General features: G+C 31.0%; 27 protein-coding genes, 2 pseudogenes and 1 other annotated feature (1 of these 30 cut by a window edge). Of the genes and pseudogenes, 20 read left to right on the top strand and 9 right to left on the bottom strand.

Translation table 11 applies throughout. The features are described from left to right. Positions 1-107: a binding site (T-box leader), on the top strand (it extends 74 nt beyond the left edge of the window). 90 nt (positions 108-197) lie between these two features. The 12 genes and pseudogenes from alaS to ACJDU8_RS12970 all read left to right on the top strand — a co-directional run. Continuing rightward, positions 198-2,837, top strand: a complete 2,640-nt coding sequence (gene alaS, locus ACJDU8_RS13025) for an alanine--tRNA ligase (protein ID WP_406792582.1) — start codon at positions 198-200, stop codon at positions 2,835-2,837. Positions 2,838-2,900: 63 nt separating this feature from the next. Continuing rightward, positions 2,901-3,152, top strand: a complete 252-nt coding sequence (locus ACJDU8_RS13020) for an IreB family regulatory phosphoprotein (RefSeq protein WP_012101712.1) — start codon at positions 2,901-2,903, stop codon at positions 3,150-3,152. A gap of 63 nt (positions 3,153-3,215) precedes the next feature. After that, on the top strand, positions 3,216-3,629 hold the full coding sequence (ruvX, locus tag ACJDU8_RS13015) for a Holliday junction resolvase RuvX (RefSeq protein WP_406792581.1): 414 nt from the start codon (positions 3,216-3,218) through the stop codon (positions 3,627-3,629). A 44-nt stretch (positions 3,630-3,673) separates the two neighbouring features. Continuing rightward, complete coding sequence (locus ACJDU8_RS13010) at positions 3,674-3,928, top strand: DUF1292 domain-containing protein (RefSeq protein WP_406792580.1); 255 nt, start codon at positions 3,674-3,676, stop codon at positions 3,926-3,928. Between the two features lie 163 nt (positions 3,929-4,091). Next, complete coding sequence (locus ACJDU8_RS13005; RefSeq protein ID WP_406792579.1) at positions 4,092-4,550, top strand: Fur family transcriptional regulator; 459 nt, start codon at positions 4,092-4,094, stop codon at positions 4,548-4,550. A gap of 29 nt (positions 4,551-4,579) precedes the next feature. Next, a complete protein-coding gene (locus tag ACJDU8_RS13000; protein ID WP_406792578.1) occupies positions 4,580-6,247 on the top strand; it encodes a ribonuclease J in 1,668 nt (555 codons plus the stop codon). Between the two features lie 174 nt (positions 6,248-6,421). Beyond that, on the top strand, positions 6,422-8,245 hold the full coding sequence (gene typA / locus ACJDU8_RS12995; protein WP_406792577.1) for a translational GTPase TypA: 1,824 nt from the start codon (positions 6,422-6,424) through the stop codon (positions 8,243-8,245). A 12-nt stretch (positions 8,246-8,257) separates the two neighbouring features. Beyond that, positions 8,258-9,283 carry an endolytic transglycosylase MltG gene (mltG, locus tag ACJDU8_RS12990; RefSeq protein ID WP_406792576.1) on the top strand — a complete coding sequence of 342 codons (1,026 nt, stop codon included), beginning with the start codon at positions 8,258-8,260 and terminating at the stop codon, positions 9,281-9,283. Positions 9,284-9,300: 17 nt separating this feature from the next. After that, a complete protein-coding gene (locus ACJDU8_RS12985; RefSeq protein ID WP_406792641.1) occupies positions 9,301-9,948 on the top strand; it encodes an O-methyltransferase in 648 nt (215 codons plus the stop codon). Position 9,949: 1 nt separating this feature from the next. Next, entirely contained in the window at positions 9,950-11,173 is a 1,224-nt protein-coding gene (locus tag ACJDU8_RS12980; protein WP_406792575.1) for a peptidase U32 family protein, read from the top strand. A 77-nt stretch (positions 11,174-11,250) separates the two neighbouring features. Further along, a complete protein-coding gene (locus tag ACJDU8_RS12975) occupies positions 11,251-12,909 on the top strand; it encodes a penicillin-binding transpeptidase domain-containing protein (RefSeq protein ID WP_406792574.1) in 1,659 nt (552 codons plus the stop codon). 108 nt (positions 12,910-13,017) lie between these two features. Continuing rightward, a pseudogene (locus ACJDU8_RS12970) lies at positions 13,018-13,446 on the top strand (sigma-70 family RNA polymerase sigma factor); the annotation flags it as partial. Between the two features lie 24 nt (positions 13,447-13,470). Here ACJDU8_RS12970 and ACJDU8_RS12965 read toward each other — a convergent pair. Beyond that, positions 13,471-14,991: a recombinase family protein gene (locus ACJDU8_RS12965; RefSeq protein WP_406792573.1), complete on the bottom strand. Its 1,521-nt coding sequence runs from the start codon at positions 14,989-14,991 to the stop codon at positions 13,471-13,473. Positions 14,992-15,176: 185 nt separating this feature from the next. Beyond that, complete coding sequence (locus ACJDU8_RS12960) at positions 15,177-15,356, bottom strand: hypothetical protein (RefSeq protein ID WP_406792572.1); 180 nt, start codon at positions 15,354-15,356, stop codon at positions 15,177-15,179. Between the two features lie 428 nt (positions 15,357-15,784). Between ACJDU8_RS12960 and ACJDU8_RS12955 the strand changes: the two genes are divergently transcribed. The 3 genes from ACJDU8_RS12955 to ACJDU8_RS12945 are packed head-to-tail and all read left to right on the top strand — an operon-like array spanning position 15,785 to position 19,447. Beyond that, positions 15,785-17,263: a spore germination protein gene (locus ACJDU8_RS12955; RefSeq protein WP_406792571.1), complete on the top strand. Its 1,479-nt coding sequence runs from the start codon at positions 15,785-15,787 to the stop codon at positions 17,261-17,263. Beyond that, positions 17,260-18,354 carry a GerAB/ArcD/ProY family transporter gene (locus ACJDU8_RS12950; protein WP_406792570.1) on the top strand — a complete coding sequence of 365 codons (1,095 nt, stop codon included), beginning with the start codon at positions 17,260-17,262 and terminating at the stop codon, positions 18,352-18,354. The genes ACJDU8_RS12955 and ACJDU8_RS12950 overlap by 4 nt, the downstream gene beginning before the upstream one ends. After that, positions 18,341-19,447 (top strand): Ger(x)C family spore germination protein, encoded by a 1,107-nt coding sequence (locus tag ACJDU8_RS12945; RefSeq protein ID WP_406792569.1) that lies wholly within the window; start codon positions 18,341-18,343, stop codon positions 19,445-19,447. Before ACJDU8_RS12950 ends, ACJDU8_RS12945 begins: the two co-directional genes overlap by 14 nt. Before the next feature lie 187 nt (positions 19,448-19,634). Here ACJDU8_RS12945 and ACJDU8_RS12940 read toward each other — a convergent pair. Continuing rightward, positions 19,635-19,838 (bottom strand): annotated as a pseudogene (locus ACJDU8_RS12940) (integrase core domain-containing protein); the annotation flags it as partial. A 383-nt stretch (positions 19,839-20,221) separates the two neighbouring features. On the opposite strand from ACJDU8_RS12940, the gene ACJDU8_RS12935 reads away from it, so the two are divergent. Continuing rightward, complete coding sequence (locus ACJDU8_RS12935) at positions 20,222-20,845, top strand: ADP-ribosyltransferase (protein ID WP_406792568.1); 624 nt, start codon at positions 20,222-20,224, stop codon at positions 20,843-20,845. 182 nt (positions 20,846-21,027) lie between these two features. Here the strand turns inward: ACJDU8_RS12935 and ACJDU8_RS12930 are convergent, their stop codons facing one another. Beyond that, on the bottom strand, positions 21,028-21,309 hold the full coding sequence (locus ACJDU8_RS12930) for a helix-turn-helix transcriptional regulator (protein ID WP_406792567.1): 282 nt from the start codon (positions 21,307-21,309) through the stop codon (positions 21,028-21,030). Positions 21,310-21,500: 191 nt separating this feature from the next. Here ACJDU8_RS12930 and ACJDU8_RS12925 point away from each other — a divergent pair, with 191 nt between their 5' ends. Beyond that, positions 21,501-21,656: a hypothetical protein gene (locus ACJDU8_RS12925; protein WP_406792566.1), complete on the top strand. Its 156-nt coding sequence runs from the start codon at positions 21,501-21,503 to the stop codon at positions 21,654-21,656. Positions 21,657-21,681: 25 nt separating this feature from the next. On the opposite strand, the gene ACJDU8_RS12920 is transcribed toward ACJDU8_RS12925, so the two are convergent. Then, entirely contained in the window at positions 21,682-22,320 is a 639-nt protein-coding gene (locus tag ACJDU8_RS12920; protein WP_406792565.1) for a helix-turn-helix domain-containing protein, read from the bottom strand. A gap of 181 nt (positions 22,321-22,501) precedes the next feature. Between ACJDU8_RS12920 and ACJDU8_RS12915 the strand changes: the two genes are divergently transcribed. Continuing rightward, positions 22,502-22,729 carry a helix-turn-helix transcriptional regulator gene (locus ACJDU8_RS12915; protein ID WP_406792564.1) on the top strand — a complete coding sequence of 76 codons (228 nt, stop codon included), beginning with the start codon at positions 22,502-22,504 and terminating at the stop codon, positions 22,727-22,729. 17 nt (positions 22,730-22,746) lie between these two features. Here ACJDU8_RS12915 and ACJDU8_RS12910 read toward each other — a convergent pair whose 3' ends face one another. Genes ACJDU8_RS12910 through ACJDU8_RS12895 form a run of 4 tightly spaced genes read right to left on the bottom strand, consistent with a single transcriptional unit; the run spans position 22,747 to position 24,026 of the window. After that, positions 22,747-23,067: a hypothetical protein gene (locus ACJDU8_RS12910; protein WP_406792563.1), complete on the bottom strand. Its 321-nt coding sequence runs from the start codon at positions 23,065-23,067 to the stop codon at positions 22,747-22,749. Between the two features lie 49 nt (positions 23,068-23,116). Further along, positions 23,117-23,401, bottom strand: coding sequence for a hypothetical protein (locus ACJDU8_RS12905; protein WP_406792562.1), 285 nt, complete (start codon positions 23,399-23,401; stop codon positions 23,117-23,119). Positions 23,402-23,420: 19 nt separating this feature from the next. Beyond that, a complete protein-coding gene (locus tag ACJDU8_RS12900; protein WP_406792561.1) occupies positions 23,421-23,714 on the bottom strand; it encodes a helix-turn-helix domain-containing protein in 294 nt (97 codons plus the stop codon). A gap of 9 nt (positions 23,715-23,723) precedes the next feature. Continuing rightward, entirely contained in the window at positions 23,724-24,026 is a 303-nt protein-coding gene (locus tag ACJDU8_RS12895) for a helix-turn-helix domain-containing protein (RefSeq protein WP_406792560.1), read from the bottom strand. A gap of 198 nt (positions 24,027-24,224) precedes the next feature. Between ACJDU8_RS12895 and ACJDU8_RS12890 the strand changes: the two genes are divergently transcribed. Together ACJDU8_RS12890 and ACJDU8_RS12885 are read left to right on the top strand one after the other, a co-directional pair. Then, on the top strand, positions 24,225-24,461 hold the full coding sequence (locus ACJDU8_RS12890) for a helix-turn-helix transcriptional regulator (protein ID WP_406792559.1): 237 nt from the start codon (positions 24,225-24,227) through the stop codon (positions 24,459-24,461). A 29-nt stretch (positions 24,462-24,490) separates the two neighbouring features. Then, complete coding sequence (locus ACJDU8_RS12885) at positions 24,491-25,069, top strand: helix-turn-helix domain-containing protein (RefSeq protein ID WP_406792558.1); 579 nt, start codon at positions 24,491-24,493, stop codon at positions 25,067-25,069. Positions 25,070-25,095 lie beyond the last annotated feature (26 nt).

The following is a 25,095-nucleotide window of genomic DNA, read 5'->3' as shown; positions in this document are numbered from 1 at the left end:
TATAAGATTTATTGAAGCTGTCTAGGAGCAGTATATGGTGTTTAAGAGATATAGATGTAGATATCTGTATAATTAGGGTGGTACCGCGAAAAACTTTCGTCCCTTCAATGGATGAAAGCTTTTTATTTTTTTAAGCTATTTTTAAGGAGAGTTTTTATTAAATAGAGAGATACATTGAGTGAAAAGGAGAGATATATATGGAAAAATTGGGATTAAATCAAATTAGAGAAATGTATTTAAGTTTTTTTGAAGGAAAAGCACATTTGAGATTACCAAGCTTTTCTTTAGTTCCCCAAAATGATAAAAGTTTACTTTTGATAAACGCTGGCATGGCTCCATTAAAACCATATTTTACAGGACTTAAGGTTCCTCCTAGAAAAAGGGTAGTTACCTGTCAAAAGTGTATAAGAACTGGAGATATTGAAAACGTTGGAAAAACCTCAAGGCATGGTACTTTCTTTGAGATGCTTGGAAATTTTTCTTTTGGAGATTATTTTAAAGAAGAAGCAATTTTTTGGGCTTGGGAATTTATTACGGAAGTTTTAAAGTTACCTAAAAATAGATTATATGTTACCATATACTTAGATGATGATGAAGCTTATGATATATGGACAAAAAATACAGATGTAGATGCTTCTAAGATTTTTAGGCTTGGGAAAGAAGATAACTTCTGGGAGCATGGAGTAGGTCCCTGCGGACCCTGTTCTGAGATTTATTATGACAGAGGAGAAGGAAAGATAAACACAGTAGAGGAATTTATAGAAGCAGCTGATAACGACAGGGTAGTTGAATTTTGGAATTTGGTTTTTACTCAGTTTGACAAAGATGAGCATGGTAATTATAATAAACTTTCAAATCCCAACATAGATACAGGCATGGGGCTTGAGAGAATGGCTACTATAATGCAGGAACAAAATAGTATATTTGAAGTGGATACTATAAATGCCATATTAAAAGAAGTAAGTAGTATATCAGGTGCAAAATATAATGAAGATAAAAATAATGATATATCTATTAGAGTAATAACAGACCATATAAGAAGTGTTACTTTTATGATAAGTGATGGAATATTGCCTTCAAATGAAGGACGGGGATATGTACTTAGAAGGCTTTTAAGAAGGGCTGCAAAACACGGAAAATCTCTTGGTATTAGTGAAGGATTTTTATATAAACTATCTAAGGTGGTTATAGATAATTCCTGTGAAAGTTATCCTGAATTGAGAGAAAAGGAAGAATACATAGAAAAGGTTATAAAGCTTGAGGAAGAAAGATTTGATGAAACTATAGACAGTGGAATGCAAATTTTAAATGAATTTATACATGAATTGGAAAGTAATGATAGCTCTATACTTGAAGGGGAAAAGGCATTTAAATTATATGATACTTATGGTTTTCCTATAGAGCTTACTGAAGAAATATTGCAAGAAAAGAATATGACAGTGGATTTGCAGGGATTTGATAAAAAAATGCAAAATCAAAGAGAAATGGCAAGGGCTGCCAGGTCAGAAACCAACTATATGGGAGCGGAGGATACTATATTAAACAAAATACCTCTATATATAAATACTGTATTTCAGGGTTATGACAGGCTGGAGTCTACATCAAAGGTTAAACTTATGGTAAAGGACGAAGAATTTGTATCCCTTTTGGGTGAGGGTGAGAAAGGGGTTATACTAGTTGAAAGTACGCCATTTTATGCGGAAATGGGTGGCCAGGTAGGAGACAGGGGCATTATATATAATAAAAACTTTAAAGGTGAGATTTTAGACTGTAAGAACAACGTGGCGGGAAAAACACTTCATTTCGTCAATATTATTTCAGGAAGTGTAAGTTTAGAAGATACTGTAGTGTTAAGTGTAGATAAAAATAGAAGAGATGATATAAGAAGAAATCACACGGCAACTCATCTTTTAGATGAAGCCTTAAGGAGAACTTTAGGAGAACATGTACATCAGTCTGGCTCCTATGTAGATGAATATAGGTTAAGATTTGACTTTAATCATTTCGAAGCTTTAAATGACATGCAATTGAGAGAAATTGAAGATTTGGTAAATGAGAATGTAAGGTCAGTAAATACAGTGAATACTAACATAATGTCATTGGAAGAAGCAAAAAAGAGTGGGGCAATAGCAATTTTTGACAGTAAATATACAGATGAGGTAAGGGTTGTTTCAATAGGAGATTTCAGCAGAGAACTTTGTGGAGGTACTCATGTGGGTAATTCTGGAGAAATAGGTATGTTTAAAATAGTTACAGAATCAGGAATAGCTGCTGGTGTAAGGAGAATAGAAGCTGTTACAGGAAGAAAGGCAATTGAATATTTATATTTAAAAAGTGATATGCTAAAGGAAATAGCAAATAAATTTAAGTGTTCTGAGAGAGAAATTGTTCATAAGTTAGATTTACAACTTAATGAATTAAGAGAAGTGAAAAAAGATCTTGAAGAATTAAAAATAAAATTAGCTGGCAGTGCAGAAGATAGTATTTTAAATAGCGTTAAGATTGTTAAAGGAATAAATCTGTTTACAGGAGTGTTAAAGGGTATAGATGGAAATGCACTTAGGGAATTGGCAGATAAAATCAGAAGTAAGTCACAAAATTCTGTAGTTTTGTTAGGAAGCAATATAGAAGGAAAAGTACAGTTAGTAGCTATGGCAACTAAAGATGCCACAGAAAAAGGGGTTCATTGTGGAAAAATCATAAAAGAAGTTGCAGCTATTACCGGAGGAGGTGGAGGTGGAAGGCCTGATATGGCTCAAGCTGGAGGAAAACTTCCAGATAAATTAGAAGAGGCAATAGGAAAATGCAGTGTGATTATGGAAAAAATAGTTAAGTAGTATACATTTTATAAAATATGATTTATAATATATTTAATTAGAATTGTTAGCGGGGTGATATATATGAGTAAGGATAATACCATTCAGTTTGATATTTCTGAAAGTAAGAAAGCTCTAACCAGAGAAATATTAACTGAAGTTTATGATTCGCTAATTAAAAAAGGATATAATCCGGTAAATCAATTAGTAGGATATTTGATTTCTGGTGATCCCACTTATATAACAAATTATAATGGAGCAAGGTCATTGGTTAGAAAGCTTGAGAGAGATGAAATACTTGAGGAAGTCTTAAAAGCATATTTAGGTATAAAATAAAAATGTCCTTTTTGGACATTTTTATTTTAAATATGACAATAATAAAAATAGGAGAGTAATAATTTGAGAATACTTGGATTAGATGTAGGGAATAAAACAATAGGGGTAGCTTTAAGTGATCCGCTGGGAATAACGGCACAAGGTATTACTACTATCAGGAGAAAAGGTGAAAAGAAAGATATTGAAGAGTTAAAGATTATATGTGATAAATATGATGTGGAAGTAATTGTTTGCGGATTGCCTAAGAATATGAATGGAACCTTAGGCCCCCAAAGTGAAAAGGTGTTAAAATTTTGTGAGATTATAGAGGAATTTATAAATTTACCTGTGAAAATGTGGGATGAAAGACTAACTACTGTAGCGGCTAATAGAGCTATGTTAGAAGGAGATTTATCCAGAGCAAAAAGAAAGAAAATAGTAGATAAAATGGCGGCTACCTATATATTACAGGGATATTTGGATAGAATTTCAAAATAGAAGTATTTTTCAAGATTAGTTTTGATAAGAGAGGTAATTTTAGTATGGAAAATGATATTAATAGTTTAATGCTGGAAGATGAAAGTGGAGAGAAGGCTAAATTTCAAGTAGTGACTAAATTTGATATAGAAGATAGAGAATACATTATTGTGATACCTGCAGAAGATGAGGATTGTAGTGATGCAATAGTGCTTAAAATAATTAAAGAGGAGAATGGAAATGAAGCGTTTGTCACAGTGGAAGATGATGAGGAATTTAATCAGGTTTCAGAAGTGTATGAAGCTTTATTTAAAGATTAAAATAAGTTATTAATATTAAAACTAAATGCTATGATAAGGGATTATAGCCTTTAGTTTTGATATTAACTGATTTTCAATTGACAACCATATTGTACTATATTAGACTTATACTGTGATAGTTTTAGGGAATATTTTAAAATTTAAGTTGAAACGGGGTATAGTAATGTCAAGGCTTTCTACTTCAGAAATAGAGAGATTAAAAAATAGTTTAAAAGAAAAAGGATATAAACTTACGCCACAGAGACGGGCTGTAGTGGATATTATAATAAAAAATGAAGGAAAACATCTTACCACAGAGCAAATATATGATCAGGTTAAGATTGAATGCCCTGAGATTGGTTTAGCCACAGTTTATAGGACTGTGCAGCTTTTAGAAGATATAGGAGTTATATGTAAATTAGATCTAAATGATGGATGCAATAGATATGAAATAGTCCATAGAGAAGAAAATCATCATCACCACCATCTAATATGTACTAAATGTTCTAGAATAATTGAAGTAACAGATGATCTTTTAGAATCCCTAGAAAGAAAAATAGAGGAGAAATATAATTTTAAAATCCTAAATCATAGTTTAAAATTTTATGGTATATGCAGCGAATGTACAAAAAAATCAAAATAAATATAAGTGGAGAAGGAGGGAAGATTTTTTTGCGTAAAGAAAAAGAAAAAGTAAAAATTATTCCATTAGGTGGACTAGGTGAGATCGGAAAAAATCTTACAGTAATAGAGTTTAAAAATGACGTAATAGTAATTGATTGTGGTTTAAAATTTCCTGATGAAGAAATGCTAGGTATAGATGTGGTTATACCTGATATTACCTATCTTAAAAAAAATATTGATAGGGTAAGAGGGATATTTTTAACCCATGGACATGAAGATCATATAGGGGCATTACCCTATGTTCTCAAGGAAATTAATGTTCCAGTGTACGGTACCAAATTAACTCTGGGTATTGTTCAAACCAAGCTAAAAGAGCACAATTTAATTGATACAGTAGATCTTAAGTGCGTAAAAGCAAGAGATGTAATTAAATTAGAGAGTATGTGGGTAGAATTTATAAGAACTAGCCACAGCATAGCTGATTCAATGGCTATTGCTGTGCACACTTCTGCTGGTATTATACTTCATACGGGAGATTTTAAGGTTGATTATACACCTATCGATGGAAGCGTAATTGATCTAGCTAGATTTGCAGAACTTAGTAAAAAAGGTGTAACTGTGATGCTGGCAGACAGCACTAATGTGGAGAGGCCAGGATATACTATGTCTGAAAGGACTGTTGGGCAAACTTTTCAAAAATTTTTTGCTTCTGCAAAAAGCAGGATAATAGTAGCAACTTTTGCTTCAAATATTCACAGAATACAGCAAGTAATTACTGCGGCAGAAAAATATGATAGAAAGGTAGCAGTTTCTGGAAGAAGCATGGAAAATATAGTAGAGGTAGCTACGGAACTAGGATATTTGGATATTAAAAAAAATACAATTATAAGTATAGATAATATAAATAAATATCATGGTAATAAAATAGCCATAATAACTACTGGAAGTCAGGGAGAACCTATGTCAGCTCTTTCAAGAATGGCAGCTTCTGAGCACAAAAAAGTAAATATTATTCCTGGAGATACTATTATAATTTCAGCCAATTCTATACCTGGGAATGAAAAATTAATTTCCAGAGTTATAAATCAGTTATTTAAAAAAGGAGCAGAGGTAATATATGAAGCTCTGGCGGATGTTCATGTATCCGGTCATGCCTGTCAGGAAGAATTAAAATTAATACACACTATTGTAAAACCTAAGTTTTTCATACCAGTGCATGGAGAATACAGACATTTAAAACAGCATGCAGATTTAGCTGCAAGTCTTGGGCTTTCTCCAAATAATGTAATTATAGCAGATAATGGTGATGTTATAGAAGTTTCCAGAGATTCTATAAGAAAAAGTGGTACAGTAGTATCTGGACAGGTATTTGTAGATGGACTTGGAGTGGGAGATGTAGGAAATATAGTTTTAAGAGATAGGAAACATCTGTCTCAAGATGGAATACTCACTGTAGTAATTACCATGGAGAAAGAAAGTGGAACTGTTATTGCAGGACCTGATATAATATCAAGGGGATTTGTTTATGTTAGAGAGTCTGAAGATTTAATGGAAGAGGCAAAGGAACTGGTAAGAAGTGCCCTGGATGAATGTGAGAAAAAACATATTACTGAATGGGCCAATATAAAATCTAATGTAAAAGAAGTGCTTAGATTATTCCTGTATGAAAAGACAAAACGAAAGCCAATGATATTACCTATAATTATGGAAATATAACATTAAGTCATGAATAATATTTGTGAAGTTGACATTTTAATACTATAATATTAAAATGAGTATTATAATTTTAATTGGATACAAAAAAGTATCCAATTTTTTCAGTGTGCGTAATATATTTTGATATAGTTATTCTCATATACCTATACCTAATTTCAAATTGGAGGAATAATAATGAATTTATTTACAAGAAATGACATAAGAAATGTGGCAATAATTGCCCATGTTGACCATGGCAAGACCACATTAGTGGATGCACTTTTAAAACAGAGTAATATATTTAGAGCAAATGAGAAAGTTGAGGAAAGGGTTATGGATTCCAATGCCCTTGAAAAAGAAAGAGGTATTACCATACTTTCAAAAAATACTTCGGTAGTACATAAAGGAGTTAAAATAAATATTGTAGACACTCCAGGTCATGCTGATTTTGGTGGAGAAGTTGAACGTGTGCTTGAAATGGTAGATAGTGTTTTATTAGTGGTGGATGCTTATGAGGGACCTATGCCCCAGACAAAATTTGTTTTAAAGAAAGCACTGGAACTAGAATTGGAACCTATAGTTGTAATAAATAAGATAGACAGACCGGATGCAAGGTCCTCTGAAGTTTTAGATGAAATATTTGATCTATTTGTAGAACTGGGTGCTACAGATTCACAGCTTGATTTTCAGGTAGTATACTGTTCTGCAAAAGCGGGTTTTGCAAAGTATGAAATAGAAGATGATTCTAGTACTATGGAGCCTCTATTTGACACCATAATAAAAAATGTTCCAGCACCGGAAGGATATATAGACATGCCACTTCAAATGCTTGTTACAACAATAGATCATAATGAATATGTAGGTAGGATAGGAGTAGGAAAAATAACCAGGGGAACTATAAAGAAAAATCAGCAAGTTGCACTGATAAGAAAAGGAAATAAAATAGAGAATGTAAAAGTATCTAACTTGTATATTTATAATGGACTTAAGAAGGAAGAAGTAAATGAAGCTAAACTTGGAGATATAGTTGCGGTTTCTGGTATCCAAAATATAAATATAGGCGAAACTATAGCTGATATATCAAATCCAGAAGCTATTGCTTTTGTTGATATAGATGAGCCTACATTGAGTATGAATTTTATGGTAAATGATTCTCCTTTTGCTGGGAGAGAAGGAAATTATGTAACTTCAAGACATTTGAGAGATAGACTTATGAAAGAATTAGAAACCAATGTATCCCTCAGAGTAGAAGAAACTGATTCACCGGATTGCTTCAAGGTAAGTGGCAGAGGCGAACTCCATCTTTCAATTTTAATAGAGACCATGAGGAGAGAAGGTTATGAATTTCAAGTTTCAAAGCCTACAGTTATATTTAAAGAAAAAGATGGGAAAAAATTGGAACCTATTGAGCATCTCACCATAGATGTACCAGAGGAATTTATGGGAGTAGTTATGGAAAAATTAGGACCAAGAAAAGCTAAAATGGTAAATATGACATCTGCAGTAAATGGATATGTTAGGCTAGAATTTAAAATACCTGCTAGAGGACTTATTGGATTTAGAAATGAATTTATGACTGACACTAAAGGAAATGGCATAATGAACCACTTGCTGGATGATTATGAAGAATATAAAGGGGACATACCTGAAAGAACTAGGGGATCACTGGTAGTATTTGAAGCAGGTACATCTATAACCTATGGACTTTATAATGCCCAGGAAAGGGGAATATTATTTATAGGACCAGGAGTGGATGTGTATGAAGGAATGATAGCTGGTGAATGTTCCAGGGCTGAAGACATAGAAGTAAATGTATGTAAGAAAAAGCATTTATCAAATACCAGATCTTCAGGTGCTGATGAGGCTTTGAAATTAGTACCGTTAAATGAAATGACTCTGGAAAAATCATTAGAATTTATAGCGTCAGATGAACTGGTAGAAGTCACTCCTAAAAGTATAAGAATGAGAAAGAGGATACTGAATTCAGAACAGAGAAGGAAAGCCATGAGAAAAAAGTAGGAAGGATTGTTAATGGTGAAAAAAAACTTGAAAAGTGTTTTTTTGCTCTGTAGTTTGGCTTTAATTATAATAATTGGTGGAATTTTATATTATGTGGTAGATAATATAAAATATCCACTTAAATCTAATGCAAAAAAAATAAGTATTAATGTAAAACAGGAAGAAAATTTATCACAGGTTATAGACACATTAAGTGAACAAGGACTGGTGAAAAATGCATCTGTGTTGAAATGGTACATAAATAAACATTTTGGAAATGTTAAAGTAAAGCAGGGATCATATTCTTTTTCAAGAAGCATAACTTTGGGTGAATTTGAAGCTTATTTAAAAGTAGGTATTAAAGACGATGAACCTGTAGAAGTTTTAATCCCTGAAGGCAGTGATACAGAACATATAGGCATGATTTTGCAAAAAAATGGGGTAATAAACAGTGCTGATTTTTTAGAAAGCTGTAAAAATTATAAGTTACCTGATTTTATAAAACAAGATGCTAAAAGGAGATATAATTTAGAGGGATATCTCTTTCCAGATACTTATAAGTTTTTAAAAGGAAGCAGCGGGGAAGATATAATTAAGATTATGCTGGATAGGTTCTGTGAAGTTATAGATGAAGTGGAAAAGGATACTGGCGTACAAATGAAAGGACAGGAGCTTGATAGAATAATAACCATGGCATCTATAGTAGAAAAGGAAGTAGAAAAGCCAGAAGAAAGAGGAAAGGCAGCTTCTGTATTTTATAATAGGTTGCAGAAAGGAATGAAACTTCAATCCTGTGCTACAGTACTATATGCCCTGGGAGTACACAAAGATAAATTATATTATAAAGATCTGCAAGTTGATTCTGTATATAATACATATAAAGTAAATGGACTTCCTGAAGGACCCATATCAAACCCTGGAAAAGGGTGCATTTTAGCAGCTATAAAACCAGAAAATACAAATTATCTTTATTTTGTTTCCAATAATGACGGAACACATTTTTTTACAGATGATAGTAAAAAGTTTTTACAAGTAAAGGAAGCTACCCAGGGAGATTAATTCTTTTGGAGGAAAAAATGAGTGGTGTTGTACATGAATATATAGAATATTATATAAAGTCGTTAATAGAAGAACATAGTGGTATTTTAAAAGAAATGGAGGACTATGCAAGTCAAAATTCTGTGCCAATAGTTCAAAAAGAGGTAGCTAGATTCTTAGAGCTTATGATAAATATAAAAAAACCTTTGAAGATCTTAGAACTAGGAACGGCTATTGGCTATTCCGCTATTTTGATGAGTATAAACTCCGGTAAGAAAAGTTTAATAACAACCATAGAAAGAGATAGAAATATGGTGAGAATTGCCAGGGATAATATAAAAAAGTACAAATTCATGAATTGTATTCAGGTTGTTGAAGGGGATTGCCTTGAAGTACTTAAAAATATGCAGGAGAAGTATGATTTTATATTTATGGATGCAGGAAAAGGACACTATAATCAATTTTTACCTTATTGTTTGAATTTGTTAGGTGAAGACGGCATAATAGTAGCAGATAATGTGCTTTTTAGAGGAATGGTAGCATGGGATGAATTAGTGGAAAGAAGAAAGATAACCATAGTTAAAAGGATGAGGAAATATTTAAATGATATATCTGATAATAATAAATTTGTTACGTCAATTATACCTATGGGAGATGGTATAGCTGTTACGGTAAGGAGGGACTGATATGAAGAAGCCGGAACTTTTAGCACCAGCCGGTAACCTGGAAAAACTACAAACGGCTGTAAATTTTGGGGCCGATGCAGTTTATCTTGGAGGAAACAGGTTAAATTTAAGAGCATTTGCAGATAATTTTACAGATGAGGAATTAAAACAGGGAATAGAGTATGCCCATAAAAGAAATAAAAAAGTGTTTATAACTGTAAATGTATTTCCTCACAATGAAGATTTAAAAGGGCTGGAAGATTATTTGAAAAAGTTATACGAATTAAAGGCAGATGGAATAATTGTGTCAGATCCAGGAGTAATAACCACTGCTAGAGAAGTTGTTCCAAATTTAGAATTACATTTAAGTACCCAGGCTAACTGTGTAAATTGGAAGTCTGCTAACTTCTGGCACAGCCAGGGAATGAGGAGAATAGTACTGGCTAGGGAGTTATCTATTAAAGAAATAAGAGATATAAGAGAGCATCTTCCGAAAAGCTGTGAAATAGAAGCTTTTGTTCATGGTTCTATGTGTATATCTTATTCAGGTAGGTGCGTGCTTTCCAATTACATGACGGGAAGAGATTCAAACAGAGGTCAGTGTGCCCAACCATGCAGGTATAAGTACTACTTGATGGAAGAAAAAAGACCGGGAGAGTATTTTCCAGTATTTGAAGATGACAAAGGAACTTACATATTGAATTCTAAAGATCTTTGTATGATAGAACATATTCCTGAATTAGTTGAAAGTGGAATAAATTCATTTAAAATAGAGGGAAGAATGAAAAGTTCTTATTATGTGGCTACGGTAGTAAAAGCTTACCGAAGGGCAATTGATGCCTATTTTGAAGATCCAAAAAACTATGTGTTTCAAAGTAAGTGGCTGGAAGATTTAATGAAAGCAAGTCATAGAGTGTATTTTACAGGCTTTTATTTTGGGGATACTCACAGTCAGATCCATGAAACCTCTTCTTATATAAGGGATTATGATATAGTAGGCATAGTGAAAGACTATGATGTTTATAAAGGTGTAGCAGTTATAGAGCAGAGGAATAAAGTCTTTGACGGAGATAAGGTGGAAATATTAAGGCCTGAAGGAGACAGCTTTTATGTGAATTTAGATGATATAAAAGATGAACAGGGAAAAAAAATAAAATCTGTTCCAGTTGCCCAAATGATATTTACGGCCAGAGTAAATGAAAAACTGGAAAAAGGAGATATGCTTATAAGAATGAAAAAGCTGTAAATATATTAGGATAATCATATCATGGTGAATAAAATACCTTATTTTGGACAAAAATTTAGTCTAGATGAGGTGTTTTTATGTTAAAAATAAATAGAAATGTAATTAAAAATAGACAGTCCATTTTATTCTTGATGTTTAGTATTGTATTTTTAATGTTATATTTTAAAATAATAAGTTTACAATATTTGAAGGAAGATAAGCTCAGTGTAATGGCAAATTCTCAATACTCCTACAACGAATCTCTGACAGATGCTAATTATATATTATATGATTCTAATGGAAAACAGCTTATGAATTATAATAAGGAATATTATGCTGTAATATCTCCAGATATATTTTTAAAGGATAATTCAGATGTGGATTCAGAAAGTATGCTAACTTTAATATATACTCTTAGAAATTATAATGCTGACTATGACTTAGCTAAAATCGGAATATCAAATAGTAGTCAAAAATTATACTATCAAATTGATGAAAGTACTTATAATAAATTAAAGAATATAGGTAATGTAAATGGTTTTTATACCTATGAATATTCTCCTTTAAATAGAAGTGGAGTATGGAGCATAGAGAATTTACTTTTAAACCCTAAGAGAACTGTAGATAATACAATGAAGTCCAAAGATTCCCTGGAAATGCAGATATATGAGAAGACTAAAGATAATGAAAAGCCTGAAATTGTATTTGCAAGAGATGCAAATGGCAAAATAATAAATGAAAAAACTAGTTTTCCAGAGAATAATGTAAATGTAAGATTAACTTTAGATAAAAATATACAAAATAGCATAAAAGAAATATTAAATAGTAGTGAAAATAAGAATTTTGGTCAAATTGGGGTTGTTTTAATGGAAGCAAGCACCGGAAAAATAAAAGCATTAGTACAAAAAGACGACACTAAGCCCAATGTAAATTTAGGAGTTGCTACTAATCATGGATTTTTTCCAGGCTCCATATTTAAGGTTATAGTAGAGGAGGCTGGACTTGATAAAAATATAATAAATCCAAATGATAAATTTACTAGTAAAGGATTGTATGAGGAAGAGCCTGAACACAGTATTTTAACACCAGGAGAAGCACTGGCAGTATCCTCTAATGATGTGTTTGCACAGATAGGAAATAAAGTTGGATTTAATAACTTTTATGATAATGCAAAATCCCAGGGATTATTTGAAAAAGTTTTAAATTTAGATGGAGAGAAAGAAGGATTATTTGAGGTAAAAAATCCTAATTCTAGTGATGGAACTGTAGCACTTGCAGCTATAGGGCAAAATGTTAGAATAACACCAATAGAAGCTATAAGTATACCTAATACGGTTATAAATGGTGGAACATATGTTAAGCCTTATATAGTAGATGCCTATGTGGATAATAAAAACAATGTTATAGAAAAGCTAAATACAACAAATAGTTCTGTAATAAAGAAATCTACGGCAGAAGAAATGAAAAATCAGATGATAGATGTAGTGAAAAGCGGTACTGGTAAATCTGCATATATAGAGGGTATGGAGATTGGAGGAAAGACAGGAAGTACCCAAAGAATAGAGCTAACGGGAAAAAATAAGAGCACAGAAGAACATTCAGATGGATGGTTTGTAGGATTTTTTCAGGTAAATGGAAAAAATTATTCCATGGCTGTGTTTGTCCAAGACATAGATAAAAATAGTGAAAGCGGAGGAAGTACAGCTGCTCCAATCTTTAAAAGTATAGTTTTAAAGGTAAAACAGTATCTAGAATAAGAATTTTAAAAAACCTTCTCAAAAAAATAAAATAAATTTTTTTATATATGCACTTTTTAAAAAAGCTCCTCATAGTATATTAATAAGCACTATTAGGAGGAGCAGCCAGTGTTTTTAACAAATTGCTTATTAGATATTCTTGGAAATGTAGTGTTTATGACGGCTTATATTACAAATAATAGTTCATTTCCGCAACCTTTAAATGATGAAGAAGAAGGGTATTATTTAAAGAAATTAAGAGAAGGAGATTTACTTGCTAAAAGTATTTTAGTAGAGAGAAATTTAAGGTTAGTAGCACATATTGTAAAAAAATATTCATATCCCGGTAAAGATGTGGATGATTTAATTTCTATTGGAACTGTGGGATTAATTAAAGCAATAGATTCTTTTGATTCATCTAAAGGTACCAGGCTGGCAACATATGCAGCAAAGTGTATAGAAAATGAGATATTAATGCTTATAAGAAATAATAAGAAAATTAAAAATGAAGTGTATTTGCAAGATCCAATAGGTGTTGATAAAGAAGGCAATGAATTACCTTCTTTATGTTAGACCTATATTTTAAAAACTGATACGAGGGTAGATAACAAGGGAAAAGTCATCATCCTTCTGATCTTTTCTCTTCAAATATATTGCTTTAACAAGTGTGTTTTTTAGCAATATATTTTTTTTATTTATATCTGATTTTTCATATACCTGGAGCACATTCTTAATCTTAAAAATTATTTCTTTATTATCTTGTTTTTTATTTTCATAAATAATGTTCTCTTTTAGTATAGATATACTTTTAGTTGTCTTTTCTATTCTATCAGCTATATTTTTAGAACGAGCAACAAAAGTGTCTATATCATAAATCCCTCTTTCAAGTAAGTCATAAAGCTTTGTCTTTTGTATTTTTAACTCATTTAGTTCAGATTCTAAATTTTTTATTTGTTTTGAATACATGTTAATGTTTTTATTTTCTTTTTTATTCACTTCTATATTTAATTCTAAATTTTCAAGAAGTACCTTCATACTTTCAAGTAACCTATTTTCAATATAAATAAATTTACTGCTTTTGTTGCTACAATTTTTTTTAGGACATATTATATGTGCAGCTCTATTCCCATATGGCCTATATACCATCTTAGAGCCGCATATACCGCATATTATTATGCCAGCCAGTGGATTCCTAGAGCCATTAGTAATTTGGTATGGTACATGATATCTCCTATTTATTATTTCCTGTGCGGTATAAAAAGTATTTTCATCTATTATTGATGGATGTTTGCCATCAACTACAACCCATTCGTCTCGAGGGCGCAATTTAGTATCTTTTACCTTGTTCGGATTCTTAGATTTTTTTATATCTTTTTTCTTCCATGTTACTTTACCTATATATACAGGGTTTTTTATTATGGATGCAATGGTGCTTGCACTCCACGAACTACCTGTATAAGATTTATAACCCATTTTATCGAGTTCAGAGGCTATACTACCGCATCCCATATGTTTGCTGACGTACATATCAAATATTAATTTAACTACTGGTGATTGCTCTGTATGTGGGGATAAAGAACGACTATGCTTTTCGTCTTTTATATTATATCCGTAAGGAGGCAGGGGAGACAAATAATTTCCTTCTTCAATGGAACGAATTCTGCCACTTTGAAGCCTGCGGTTTATCATTTTCAATTCTTTTCTACTCATAAATGCTTCAAACTCGGAGTATTCTTCATCAAAGTCATTGTTAAGATCATAAGTCTTTTGCAATGTTATTATCTTGGTATTATGGTCCTTAAAAGTCTGTAAAATTAATCCTTGCTCCTGCATGTTTCCACGCCCAAGTCTTTGAACATCCATACATAGAACAGCATCATACCTACCATTCTCTATTTCCTTAAGCATTTTAAGCATCTCAGGTCTGTGTATTAGACTTTCTCCAGATACAATTTCCTCGTGTACCTCAACAATATTCAAATCCTTTTCTTTTGCATATTTAAGAAGTGCTTTCCTGTGTTTCGCCAGTGTCTCACCTTGGCCTAAATCTCTTTCTAATTCTTCATCTGCTCTACTCTTACGTAAATATATGCATACATTCATTTTTAAGATGTCTCCTTTATGAATAACACTTTTCTAAAAATTATAATTTATCATAAAATTTATATTTAAATAAGTTTAAATTTTAAATAATTGTGATATAATATGTTTAAAAGAAGCCGTCACGGTTTAATGTTAAAATATGTTTTAAGATATCTAAAAATGCACTCTGTCGCAAAGGTGCATTTTTAGTTTTTTGAGTTTTTATCTTCAGCTGTTATAGATATTTCATTTTTAGTCAATTTTCCAATTGAAGACTTACCTTTGATTATTAATCTATCTTTTAAATATGTTCCTACAATCACCATGGCTGTTAAACATGATGATGTAATACATATTGATACTACTATAATCACAGTATCACTCATATTGCCACCTCCTCTGCTGTCAAATTAACCGCAACGACCTCTTTTGTAAGAGATAAAATTCCGGGAGGTGACTAACTAAAAACATCTTTATTCTCTTAATAAAGATTATACCATATTTTATCTATTTTTTATGAACATAAAAACCAAATTTAGATAAGTTCAAGTTTAATATAATTGTAATATAATATATTTGAAGCTGTCATGTTTTCAACGTTAAATATATGTTTCAGGATATCTAAAAATGCACTATTGGGGGTGCATTTTTAGTTTTCTGAGTTTTTGGAACCGATAAATTTTACACTGGTCTGTGTTTCAATATAGCAATATCCATATTACCCACTTTAAAGTATTATAATTTATTCTCTTGATAAATATTTTTAACAAAGCTTGGGAACTATAAATATTATTTAGATTATGAGGTGAAGTAAATGCCTAACAAAAAATGTAATATGAATGATAATATCAACAATATAAAAAACCTACTGGGAAAGCAAACTGAATTGGTAATAAGAAACTTACTTATTGGAAATAAAAATTCCTTAGGGGCTGCAATTATCTATGTAAATGGATTAACCGATAAAAATATGATAGACAGAGATATATTGAAGCCATTAATGATAAATGCTAATGAAGATTTTGCAAACATGGAAAATATAGAAGACTACATACACAAAAAGTACATTGCCGTTAGTGATACTTATATTGAAACAGATATAAACAAGGCTGTAGAAGGTATTAAGAGGGGAAAAACTGTATTATTGATTCAAGATTCCTGCAACTTTATAGTGATAAATACTGCTGGTGGAACTTATAGGTCTATAGCTGAGCCTGAAAATGACCCATCATTGAGAGGACCGAGGGAAGGCTTTATAGAAAACTTGGATACAAACGTAAGCATATTACGTAGAAGAATAAAAGATAAAAATTTATCTGAGGAAAGATTTGTACTGGGAAGAAGGTCCCAGACAGATCTAGTAATGATGTACATAGATGATGTGGTAGATAAACAGTTTTTACAAATAATAAAGGATAAAATAAATACTATAGATATAGATTCTGTTCCTGTAAATAGTTTTATTGAGCAGTGTATAGAAGAGCACCCCTATAGTATTTTTCCACAGACTATTGGCTCTGAAAGGCCGGATGTAATAGAGGCAGCTTTAATGGAAGGGAGAATAGCTTTTTTGTTATCAGGCACACCCTATGTTACAACATATCCTTCTATATTCATAGAGTTCTTTCAAACGATAGAAGATTATTATGGAAGGACCCTTCAAGCCTGGTTTACAAGAATATTAAGGTTTATAGCTACCTTTATAGTAATAACTTTTCCTGCAATTTATATAACCTTTGTTAAATTTAATCCTGAACTCATACCTGTTGAATATATTAAGTCACTTATATCATCTACACAAGGTATAGTATTAACGCCATTTATGTCTTTATTAATTATGCAAATAACTATAGAATTTTTACGCGAAGGGGGACTCAGGATACCTGGCAAAATAGGGCAGACTGTCAGTGTTGTAGGTGGTATTATAATTGGTGATGCTGCACTCAAGGCAAAAATTGTAAGTCCGACCACCTTACTTATTGCAGGAGTTACTACAGTTGCCTCTTTTGTAATATCTAATTACCAGATGGCTATCGCAATAAGGATTTTAACTTATCCTATGTTGATACTGGCAAATTGGCTTGGGGTACTGGGAATAGTCATAGGGTGGTTTTCCATATTAGCTTATCTTTGTTCTTTAGAGAATTTTGGAGTTCCTTACTTTGCCTTTCATAAAAGTGATATGAAAGATACATTTATAAGGGCACCTCTATGGAGAATGAATAAAAGACCTGATGCTATTCCACATAATGACCCTATAAGACAAAGTGATTTCAGGGATGGGAAAAAATGAATAAGACTCAGGATACCTTCTTAACCACAAGCCAATTTATATTTATACTAAAGTCAGCTATTGTAGGTATTGAGCTTATGCACTTACCTAACAGTATTATAAAATTTGCAAAGCAGGACAGCTGGATTAGCTGCATATTAGGAACAGTATATCCTCTATATATGGTTATTATAGCAAGTTATCTGTGTAAAAAGTTTCCTAAAGATAATATACTGAAATTGAGCAAAAAGTGCTTTGGAAACTTTTTGGGAAGTATTTTAAATATTATTTTTATATCTTTCTTCTTATTTGTGCTAACATCGTCATTTTCTGTATATGCCAATTTATTCAGGGTATATTCAACTTCTTTTTTAAAACCCTATCAGATCCTTTTTACTGCTTTAATTCCTATAGCTTACATTGCCTATAAGGGCATAAAACCACTAGGGAGGTTAACTGAAGTAGGTTTTTATTTAACTGTAGGGCTAGTTATTCTTCCTATAGCTATCTTTGCACACGGAAGTTTTCTGAATTTGATGCCTGTATTTGGCTCAGGATTATCTGGTATATTAAAAGGTTCAAAAGAAACTGCTTTTGCCCTTTCTGGTATGGAGATTATATTTCTTATTTATCCTTTTTTACAGGATAATAAAAAGTTATTAAAATGTGGTATAACAGCTACTATTATCGTAGCATTTATTTATGTATGGGCTGTTTTTGCAACTATTTATTACTTAGGTATTGAAACTTCTCCAAAGTATTTATGGCCTATCTTAACATTAGCTGATAGTATATATGTTGCTATTGTAAATAATTTTAGGTTTGTATTTATATCTTTATGGTCTCTGGTAGAATTTAAATGTCTAGCAACTTATTATTTTGCAGTTTCTTATGGCTTAAATCAATCAGTAAAAAAGATACCTGCAGAAACATTTGCTCTGCTTCTATATCCTGTAATTATTATTATAACTATGTTATATGGAAATCCAACAACCAGAGGAGACTATACATATAAACTAATTATTATTTATGTAATATTTAATTTAATATATGTGTCTGCAGTAGCAATTTTAATCCGTTTTAAAAAAGGAGATACCTATGAAAAAGTTTAAAGTTTTCTTAATAATTATTGTGGTATGTATCTTTATTATATGTTTCATAGGAGTAAAAGGATCACTAATCCAAAGTCTGGAGATACCTGTTGGTGTTGGTGTAGATATAGAGAGAGATTCTGTCAATACATCCTATAGACTACCTTTATTAGTATATTCATTTGAAGATAATAAGGTAACAAGTAATACATTTACTGGGGAAGGTGGAAACTTAGGTGAAACTAGGGAAACCAGGCAATTAAAAGAAGGTAAAAAAACTATGTTAGGCCTTAATAGAATATTTTTATTTAGTGCTAACTCTGCATCAGCTGGCATTAAAAGTTATTTAGATCTATGGCTTAATAATCCATATATAAATGACAGGGCATTATGTGCAGTATGTAAAGGAAAAGCTGAGGATATGTTTAAATACAAAGTTAAAGGATATTCAAATACGGCAGAATACATTGAAGGTATGATAAAAAACCTACAGGAATACAATTTTTTTCCCACTGAGTATTCACTTATGGACTTAATAGTAAGAGAGGATGCAGAAGGAAGAAATATATTATTACCTTATATAGAAATAAAGAATGCTGCCATAGAAACCACAGGTCTTGCTGTGTTTAAAGGTGATAAAATGGTAGGAAAAGCAGATATAAATGAAACACGAATAATTAATATTTTAAAAGAAAATAGAACTAAAGGTACACTGACATTACAAAATAACTCTAAGGAATATATAAATTCTTATACATACTCAAAAAGAAAGGTTAAGTGTTATAAAGAAAATGGAAAATATAAGTTCGTAATAGATTTGAATTTGAAAGGTAATATAATATCTAATCAGTTATACGGCAATTTAAATACAGACCCCAAAGTACTAAAGAAATTTGAAAAAGATATGAAAAGTTACGTAGACAAAATGTGTAATAAAACAATAAATGATATGAAATGTGAATACAAAACTGACATTCTGGATTTAGGAAGAACTGCTGCTGCAAAATATGGAAGAGGTACAGGTACTGATTGGAATAAGGCAGTATGTAGTTCGGACATTCAGGTTAATGTGAAATTTACGGTAGATACCGAAGGAAGAGGAGATTATCAGTAATAATTAGGATATTAAATCAGACTAAAATTACCGCTTTTATAAGTAGATTTATTTAATTTATTTTAATCCAATGTCATTTTATTTAAAATTTTTGATTTCATCCAGATAATTTTGTATTTGGAAACGGAAAAACGGATTACCCCCTCGTTTTGGACAGAATCTAATAAATTCTTCATTTCTCTGAAATTTAGGCCCTTATTTGAATATTTGTTAGGTTTTCTCCAAAATAAAGGTTATAAAATTCATGTGGAGCCATAAATCTTAAACTTGAATGTAATCTCCTATTATTGTAGAATTCCATAAATTCATTTACTATTTTGTATGCTTTCGCATAGCTTTGAAATTCACTAATTTCTAAACACTCATCTTCAAGTATTCTGTGAAATGATTCTACATGTGCGTTTTTTTATAGTTCTGTTAACTGCAATATTTCTCTTTATTTTAGCTTTAAGTATTCTCTGGTTTTTAAGTATTCTAAGCTCTTTGCAAAGCTGATAAACCTTCTTGTGATTAATCACGAAATTATAATATATTCCAAATGAATAGTTTTTTATCACCTTCAGGAGGATTTTAGGAATATATGTAGAAATACCTAGTTTGAAAGTTTATTAAAGGAAGTAAAGAACATGAATATCATACTGCAGGTTGTAGATATTTGGCTAGAAAACAGATACCCATAAGTTTGGAAGATGCTCAATCACAGGGATATGAACCTTGTAGTGTTTGTAATACGCCACAATAAACTTATTTATAGAATTAGGAGTTGAAGTTATATTGTTTAATAAAAAAGTATTTCGACAATTTAAAAATGAGGAAGAAGTTTATGAATGGATAACAGATAACTTTGAAGAGTGGACAAGATATATTGAAATACATGAAAATAGGTCCGATAAAAGTGATATAGCAAATTTATTATATTATTATACAGGCAATAAAAATATTCTATATAAGAGAATCTTGTGGGGATGTACTGAGGATTTTGAAAAAGGAGAAATTGAAAAACATCTTAAAGAAATATCAATTATAACAAAAGAAATTTGTAAATTTGAACTACAAGAAAATATTATTGTATATAGGTATACGTACAAAAATATGTTAAAAAAAGGATTTGAATCTTTAAAAATAGAAACAGGAAAATCATTTACCGACAAAGCATTTATGAGTACCACATTAGTACCTGGCTCGCTTAAAGGATTTTCCAAAAGTCGCAAATGTGACTGTATATTAAAATTATATCTACCTAAGGGAACAAAAGGGGTTTATGTGAGTGTTGGCAAAAATGCATTAAATGAACAAGAGTTTTTATTACCACCAAATTCAACATTTAAATTAATTAGGGGATACTATAGTTTTAAATATCATATGACTCTTTATAAATGCGAATTATTATGCCAATAATTGTGTAAAGCAAATTAGCAAAGTGAATAAATAATATAATTCACTTTGTTTTTATTTTATATTACTTATTGCAAAGTACTATGGTAGTCGCCTGAATCTCTAATTCTATATCTTTCTTTCAGTATTTTACATACCATATTACCTATAGAGCTATCCTCATATTCCACTTCTTCTAGAAGTATTTATGGATTTTTGGGGGTATAATAACGTTGATTCTTGTATTCTCTTCTTTTACAACAGTCTTGGCATTTATCAGGAAACACTCCTTTGTTTTTGCAACCACAAATCAAATCCTTCATGCACACATTTAAATGTGGTGCTATTTTTTCCAAAGCTTTAAAACTTGGGCGTTTACTGCCATTTTCCAATTGATTTACATAAGATCTAGAATATCCGGCTACTTTTGCTAATTCACTAGTTGTTATACCTATCTTCTTTCTATATTCTCTTATCAAAAATCCCATAAGCTCCTCCTAAAAAGTTTAAAATTCGACACTACTCTATCTTATAATAAAAACAAACTCGAAAAAAGGCGGAAAAAACTTGCAACATTACGTAAATCGCACAAATAGTATACACGAATGGGTTTATAATTGAACTATGTAAAAAGTATGTGAATATACTGTGAAAAATATATGAAAATGGGGGGTGTACATTGAAATCTAGTTTAAGCTTAGAAAAATGTTATGAGGAATACGAGGAATGTAAATCTGAACTTTCGGAGGAATTCAAAAAATTATTGATAGACTTAAGTAGGGACGAAATTATTTATATTGTAAAAACAAGTTTAAAATATATAAAAACTAATTAGAATATAAAAAAAGAAGATACAATTGCTACTCTGTATCTTCTTCTAGTTCTTTGAAAATTTTACTTAATATTTTTAAGGCTTTGCCAGATGTCAAATCTTCTTTTGTTTTAATTTCTCCGATATCTATTAACATATTAAGAAACCTTTCAGCTAATATTTCGGAATCATCTTTATTAGCTTTGTCTTCTATATATCCAAGTTCAATAAGTATCCCTTCTGTGGATTTACCTAAGGCTTTAGCAATTTTTATAACGGTATCCAGCGTAGGCTCTATAGGTTTCCCTGTTCTGGTATCTACACTTTTTTCAAGTTGACTTATATAAGTATGACTTACACCGCACTTTTCACTAAAATCTCTTAAAGATAAATTATTAATAGTTCTATATTCTTTAATTATTGAACCTAATGTTTTTATAGGATTTATCTCATAAGAAGATGGTACTGTTGTTTCTTGGGATTCTTTTTCCTCTGTTCTACATAATAAATAATCAGTTGAAACTTTGAAAAAGTCAGCGAGCATAGTTAATGTGGAATTATTTGCCTCTATTATATCCTTTTCATATTTTGAAATAGTTGGTTTTGATAAGTTTACTATTTTCCCAAGTTCTTCTTGAGTAAGTTCTTTTTCTTCTCTGAGTTGCTTTAATCTTTTACCAAAACTCATAATAATACCTCCATATTTATATTAATTATACAGTATCATTTCATAAAACGAAACAAAGTTTCAAGAAAAGATATTTTTTAAAAATATTTTCCGTGAATCTATTGACTATTTCTATAATTGAAACTATAATTAAAGCATAAAGTGTCAATAATTGAAATATACAATAAGGGGGGGATAGCATTTGACTGATATAGTTAAAGAATTAAGGACAAATAAGAAATTAACATGTGAGCAAATGGCGAATTTAATAGGCGTTTCAAAAGCAACTTATTCGAAAAAAGAAAATGGCTTAATTAAATTTTCATTAAAAGAATCTAAAATTATTGCAGATGAATTCAATAAATCAATAGAGGACATTTTTTTTAACTCAATAGTTTCTAAAATTGAAACTAAAAAAGAAGTTGTGTGATGGATGCAAGGCTCCATCTACTTAACACCTTTAAGATAAGCTATGTCAGTCATGTTCTTACCAGCAACAGCTTCAACCATAGTTAAATCTTTTGATATGGTATCAACATCTTTCTTTATTGATTGTATATCACCGGAAATATTAGCTAAATTGTGCTTCATATTTTCCTGATCGGCTTTTATAACATCTACTTTATGTTCAAGAGCTTTAAGTATTTGAGTATTTTCAGATGTTTGGGATTGAAGACCATCAAATTTTGATTCGAGTTTATCAAGGCGTTCATTGGTTTTATTCTGAGAGTCAAGTATCTGCTGTAATAGTTTTTCGGTAGAAGGCATTTATATCACATCCTTTTAAAGTTATTTTAAATATGAAAAGCAAATATAGCTAATTTTCAGACGCAGGAAATTTACTCAGGTTTTCAAGGAAATCATAGGCTTTTTCACCTTTAGTTACTGCAGCTTTGATTGATTTAACATCACCAGATAATTCCGCAACAGCATGAGTTAAGTTATCTATTTCGGCTTTATGTACTTGTGAATTATGCTCAAGAGCTTTGAGTATTTGGGTGTTCTCCTGAACTTGAGATTGAAGTCCATCAAGTTGAGATTTTATTGGAGATATTTCTTCTTGTAGTAACTGCTTGATAGCAGATAGAATTTCTTTATCCATGAAATCATATCCTTTCAATTTATTTTAGGGTTTTTATGAACTCATTAAGTTTTTCGAGCTGTTCAGGAGTAAGGCTTTTAGCTCCATCTACTAAGTCTTTAAGTCCTGGGGTCAAGGGTGAAGGTTCAGTACCTTTATTAAATAAGTCGTCTATGGTTATATTTAATGCTTGACAAATTTTTTCAAGCATATCGAAAGAAGGTGTTTTAACACCACGTAGATAAGGTCGAGTTGTTCCCACAGCTTCGGCAAGAGCAGTAATTGTTAAATTTTTAAGCATTCTTATATCTCTAATACGTGAACCTATATTCATCTAATCACCTTACTTAAGAGTTTTTATGAACTCATTAAGTTTTTGAAGTTGCTCAGGAGTAAGATTTTTGTTCTCATCTATAAATTTTTTAAAGTGCTCAGGGATTATATCAGATGAATCTGTTTTAAAGAACTCTGCTAAGGTTATATTTAAAGCTCCACATAATTTTTCAAGCAACTCAAATGATGGAGATTTTGCGTTGTTTTCTAAACGACTTAAATATTCTCTTGTAACTCCAATATCTTTAGCTAGTTGAGTTGCAGTTAATTTATTTGATAATCTTAATGATTTAATTCTTTCACCAAATTGCATATAATCACCTACTTAAATGTAATCTATTAGTTTACATTATATATTATTAAAATTTAAACTTCAAGAAATTTAAAGATATATAGAGATAGTGAAAGAAAACAACATATTTTTTTATATTTACAGTGAACTATAAGTTCACATTATGCTTGATAATAGTGAACTACGAGTATAACATGTAAAATGTAAGGAGGCGATAAAGTGTTCAGAATTAAAGAGGCTCGAAAAAATGCGGGGCTTACCCAACAACAGTTAGCAGACAGAGTTAATACAACCAGAGAATATATATCTGCTATAGAAAACGAGCATAAATTACCATCAATGACTCTTCTGATGAAAATAGCAATAGTTCTAAATACAACAGTGAAAAATCTTTATAAGGATGACACAAAAACAGTCCTCAAGAATAAAGTAAATAGATTTCATGCAACAACTTAAATATATCAAAACTTAAGGTAGATATAAATATGGCAAAATCTACATTTGCAAGAATATCTATCTTAAATTCTACAGCGAAAGGGGGTGACGGGATGATAGGAACTGCAATAAAAGAAACTAGGGAGGAAAAAGGAATAACCCAGGAAGAATTGGGGCAGACAAGCTTTTTATCAAGCAAAACAATAAGTGCTATAGAAACAGGAAGAAGAAATTTAACAAAAGAAAGTCTCAAAGCTATTTGTATGGAACTAGATGATCCACGGGTATATTTTGAGGCAGCTAATGAAGTTACCGGAGATGTTTTCGCATTACATTGGTTAGATGGTGAGGCCGCAGATTTACACAGAGCTTCTGTTAAAGATAAGGTAATAGAGGAATTGGATGAGGCAATAAAAGCAATAAATTTAACAAGAGTTTATAAAAATCCAATTTATTGTAATACAGAGGATAAAAAGGCTATAGAAGAAAGCATAAAGGAGACAATAGATGTTTATGTTGCAAGTGCTATTTATATAGCAGTAATGTGCAAAGAATACAGTGTAAATATCAAGGAAATGTTTAAGGACCAGAAAGAAAAAATGATTAACCGAGGATATGTTAAAAGATAGAATAAAAATAATCTTTAGTAAATAAA

Source organism: Candidatus Clostridium eludens (assembly GCF_045310515.1).
Taxonomy (GTDB): domain Bacteria; phylum Bacillota; class Clostridia; order Clostridiales; family Clostridiaceae; genus Clostridium_B; species Clostridium_B eludens.
This window is presented reverse-complemented; position numbering and strand designations above follow the sequence as displayed.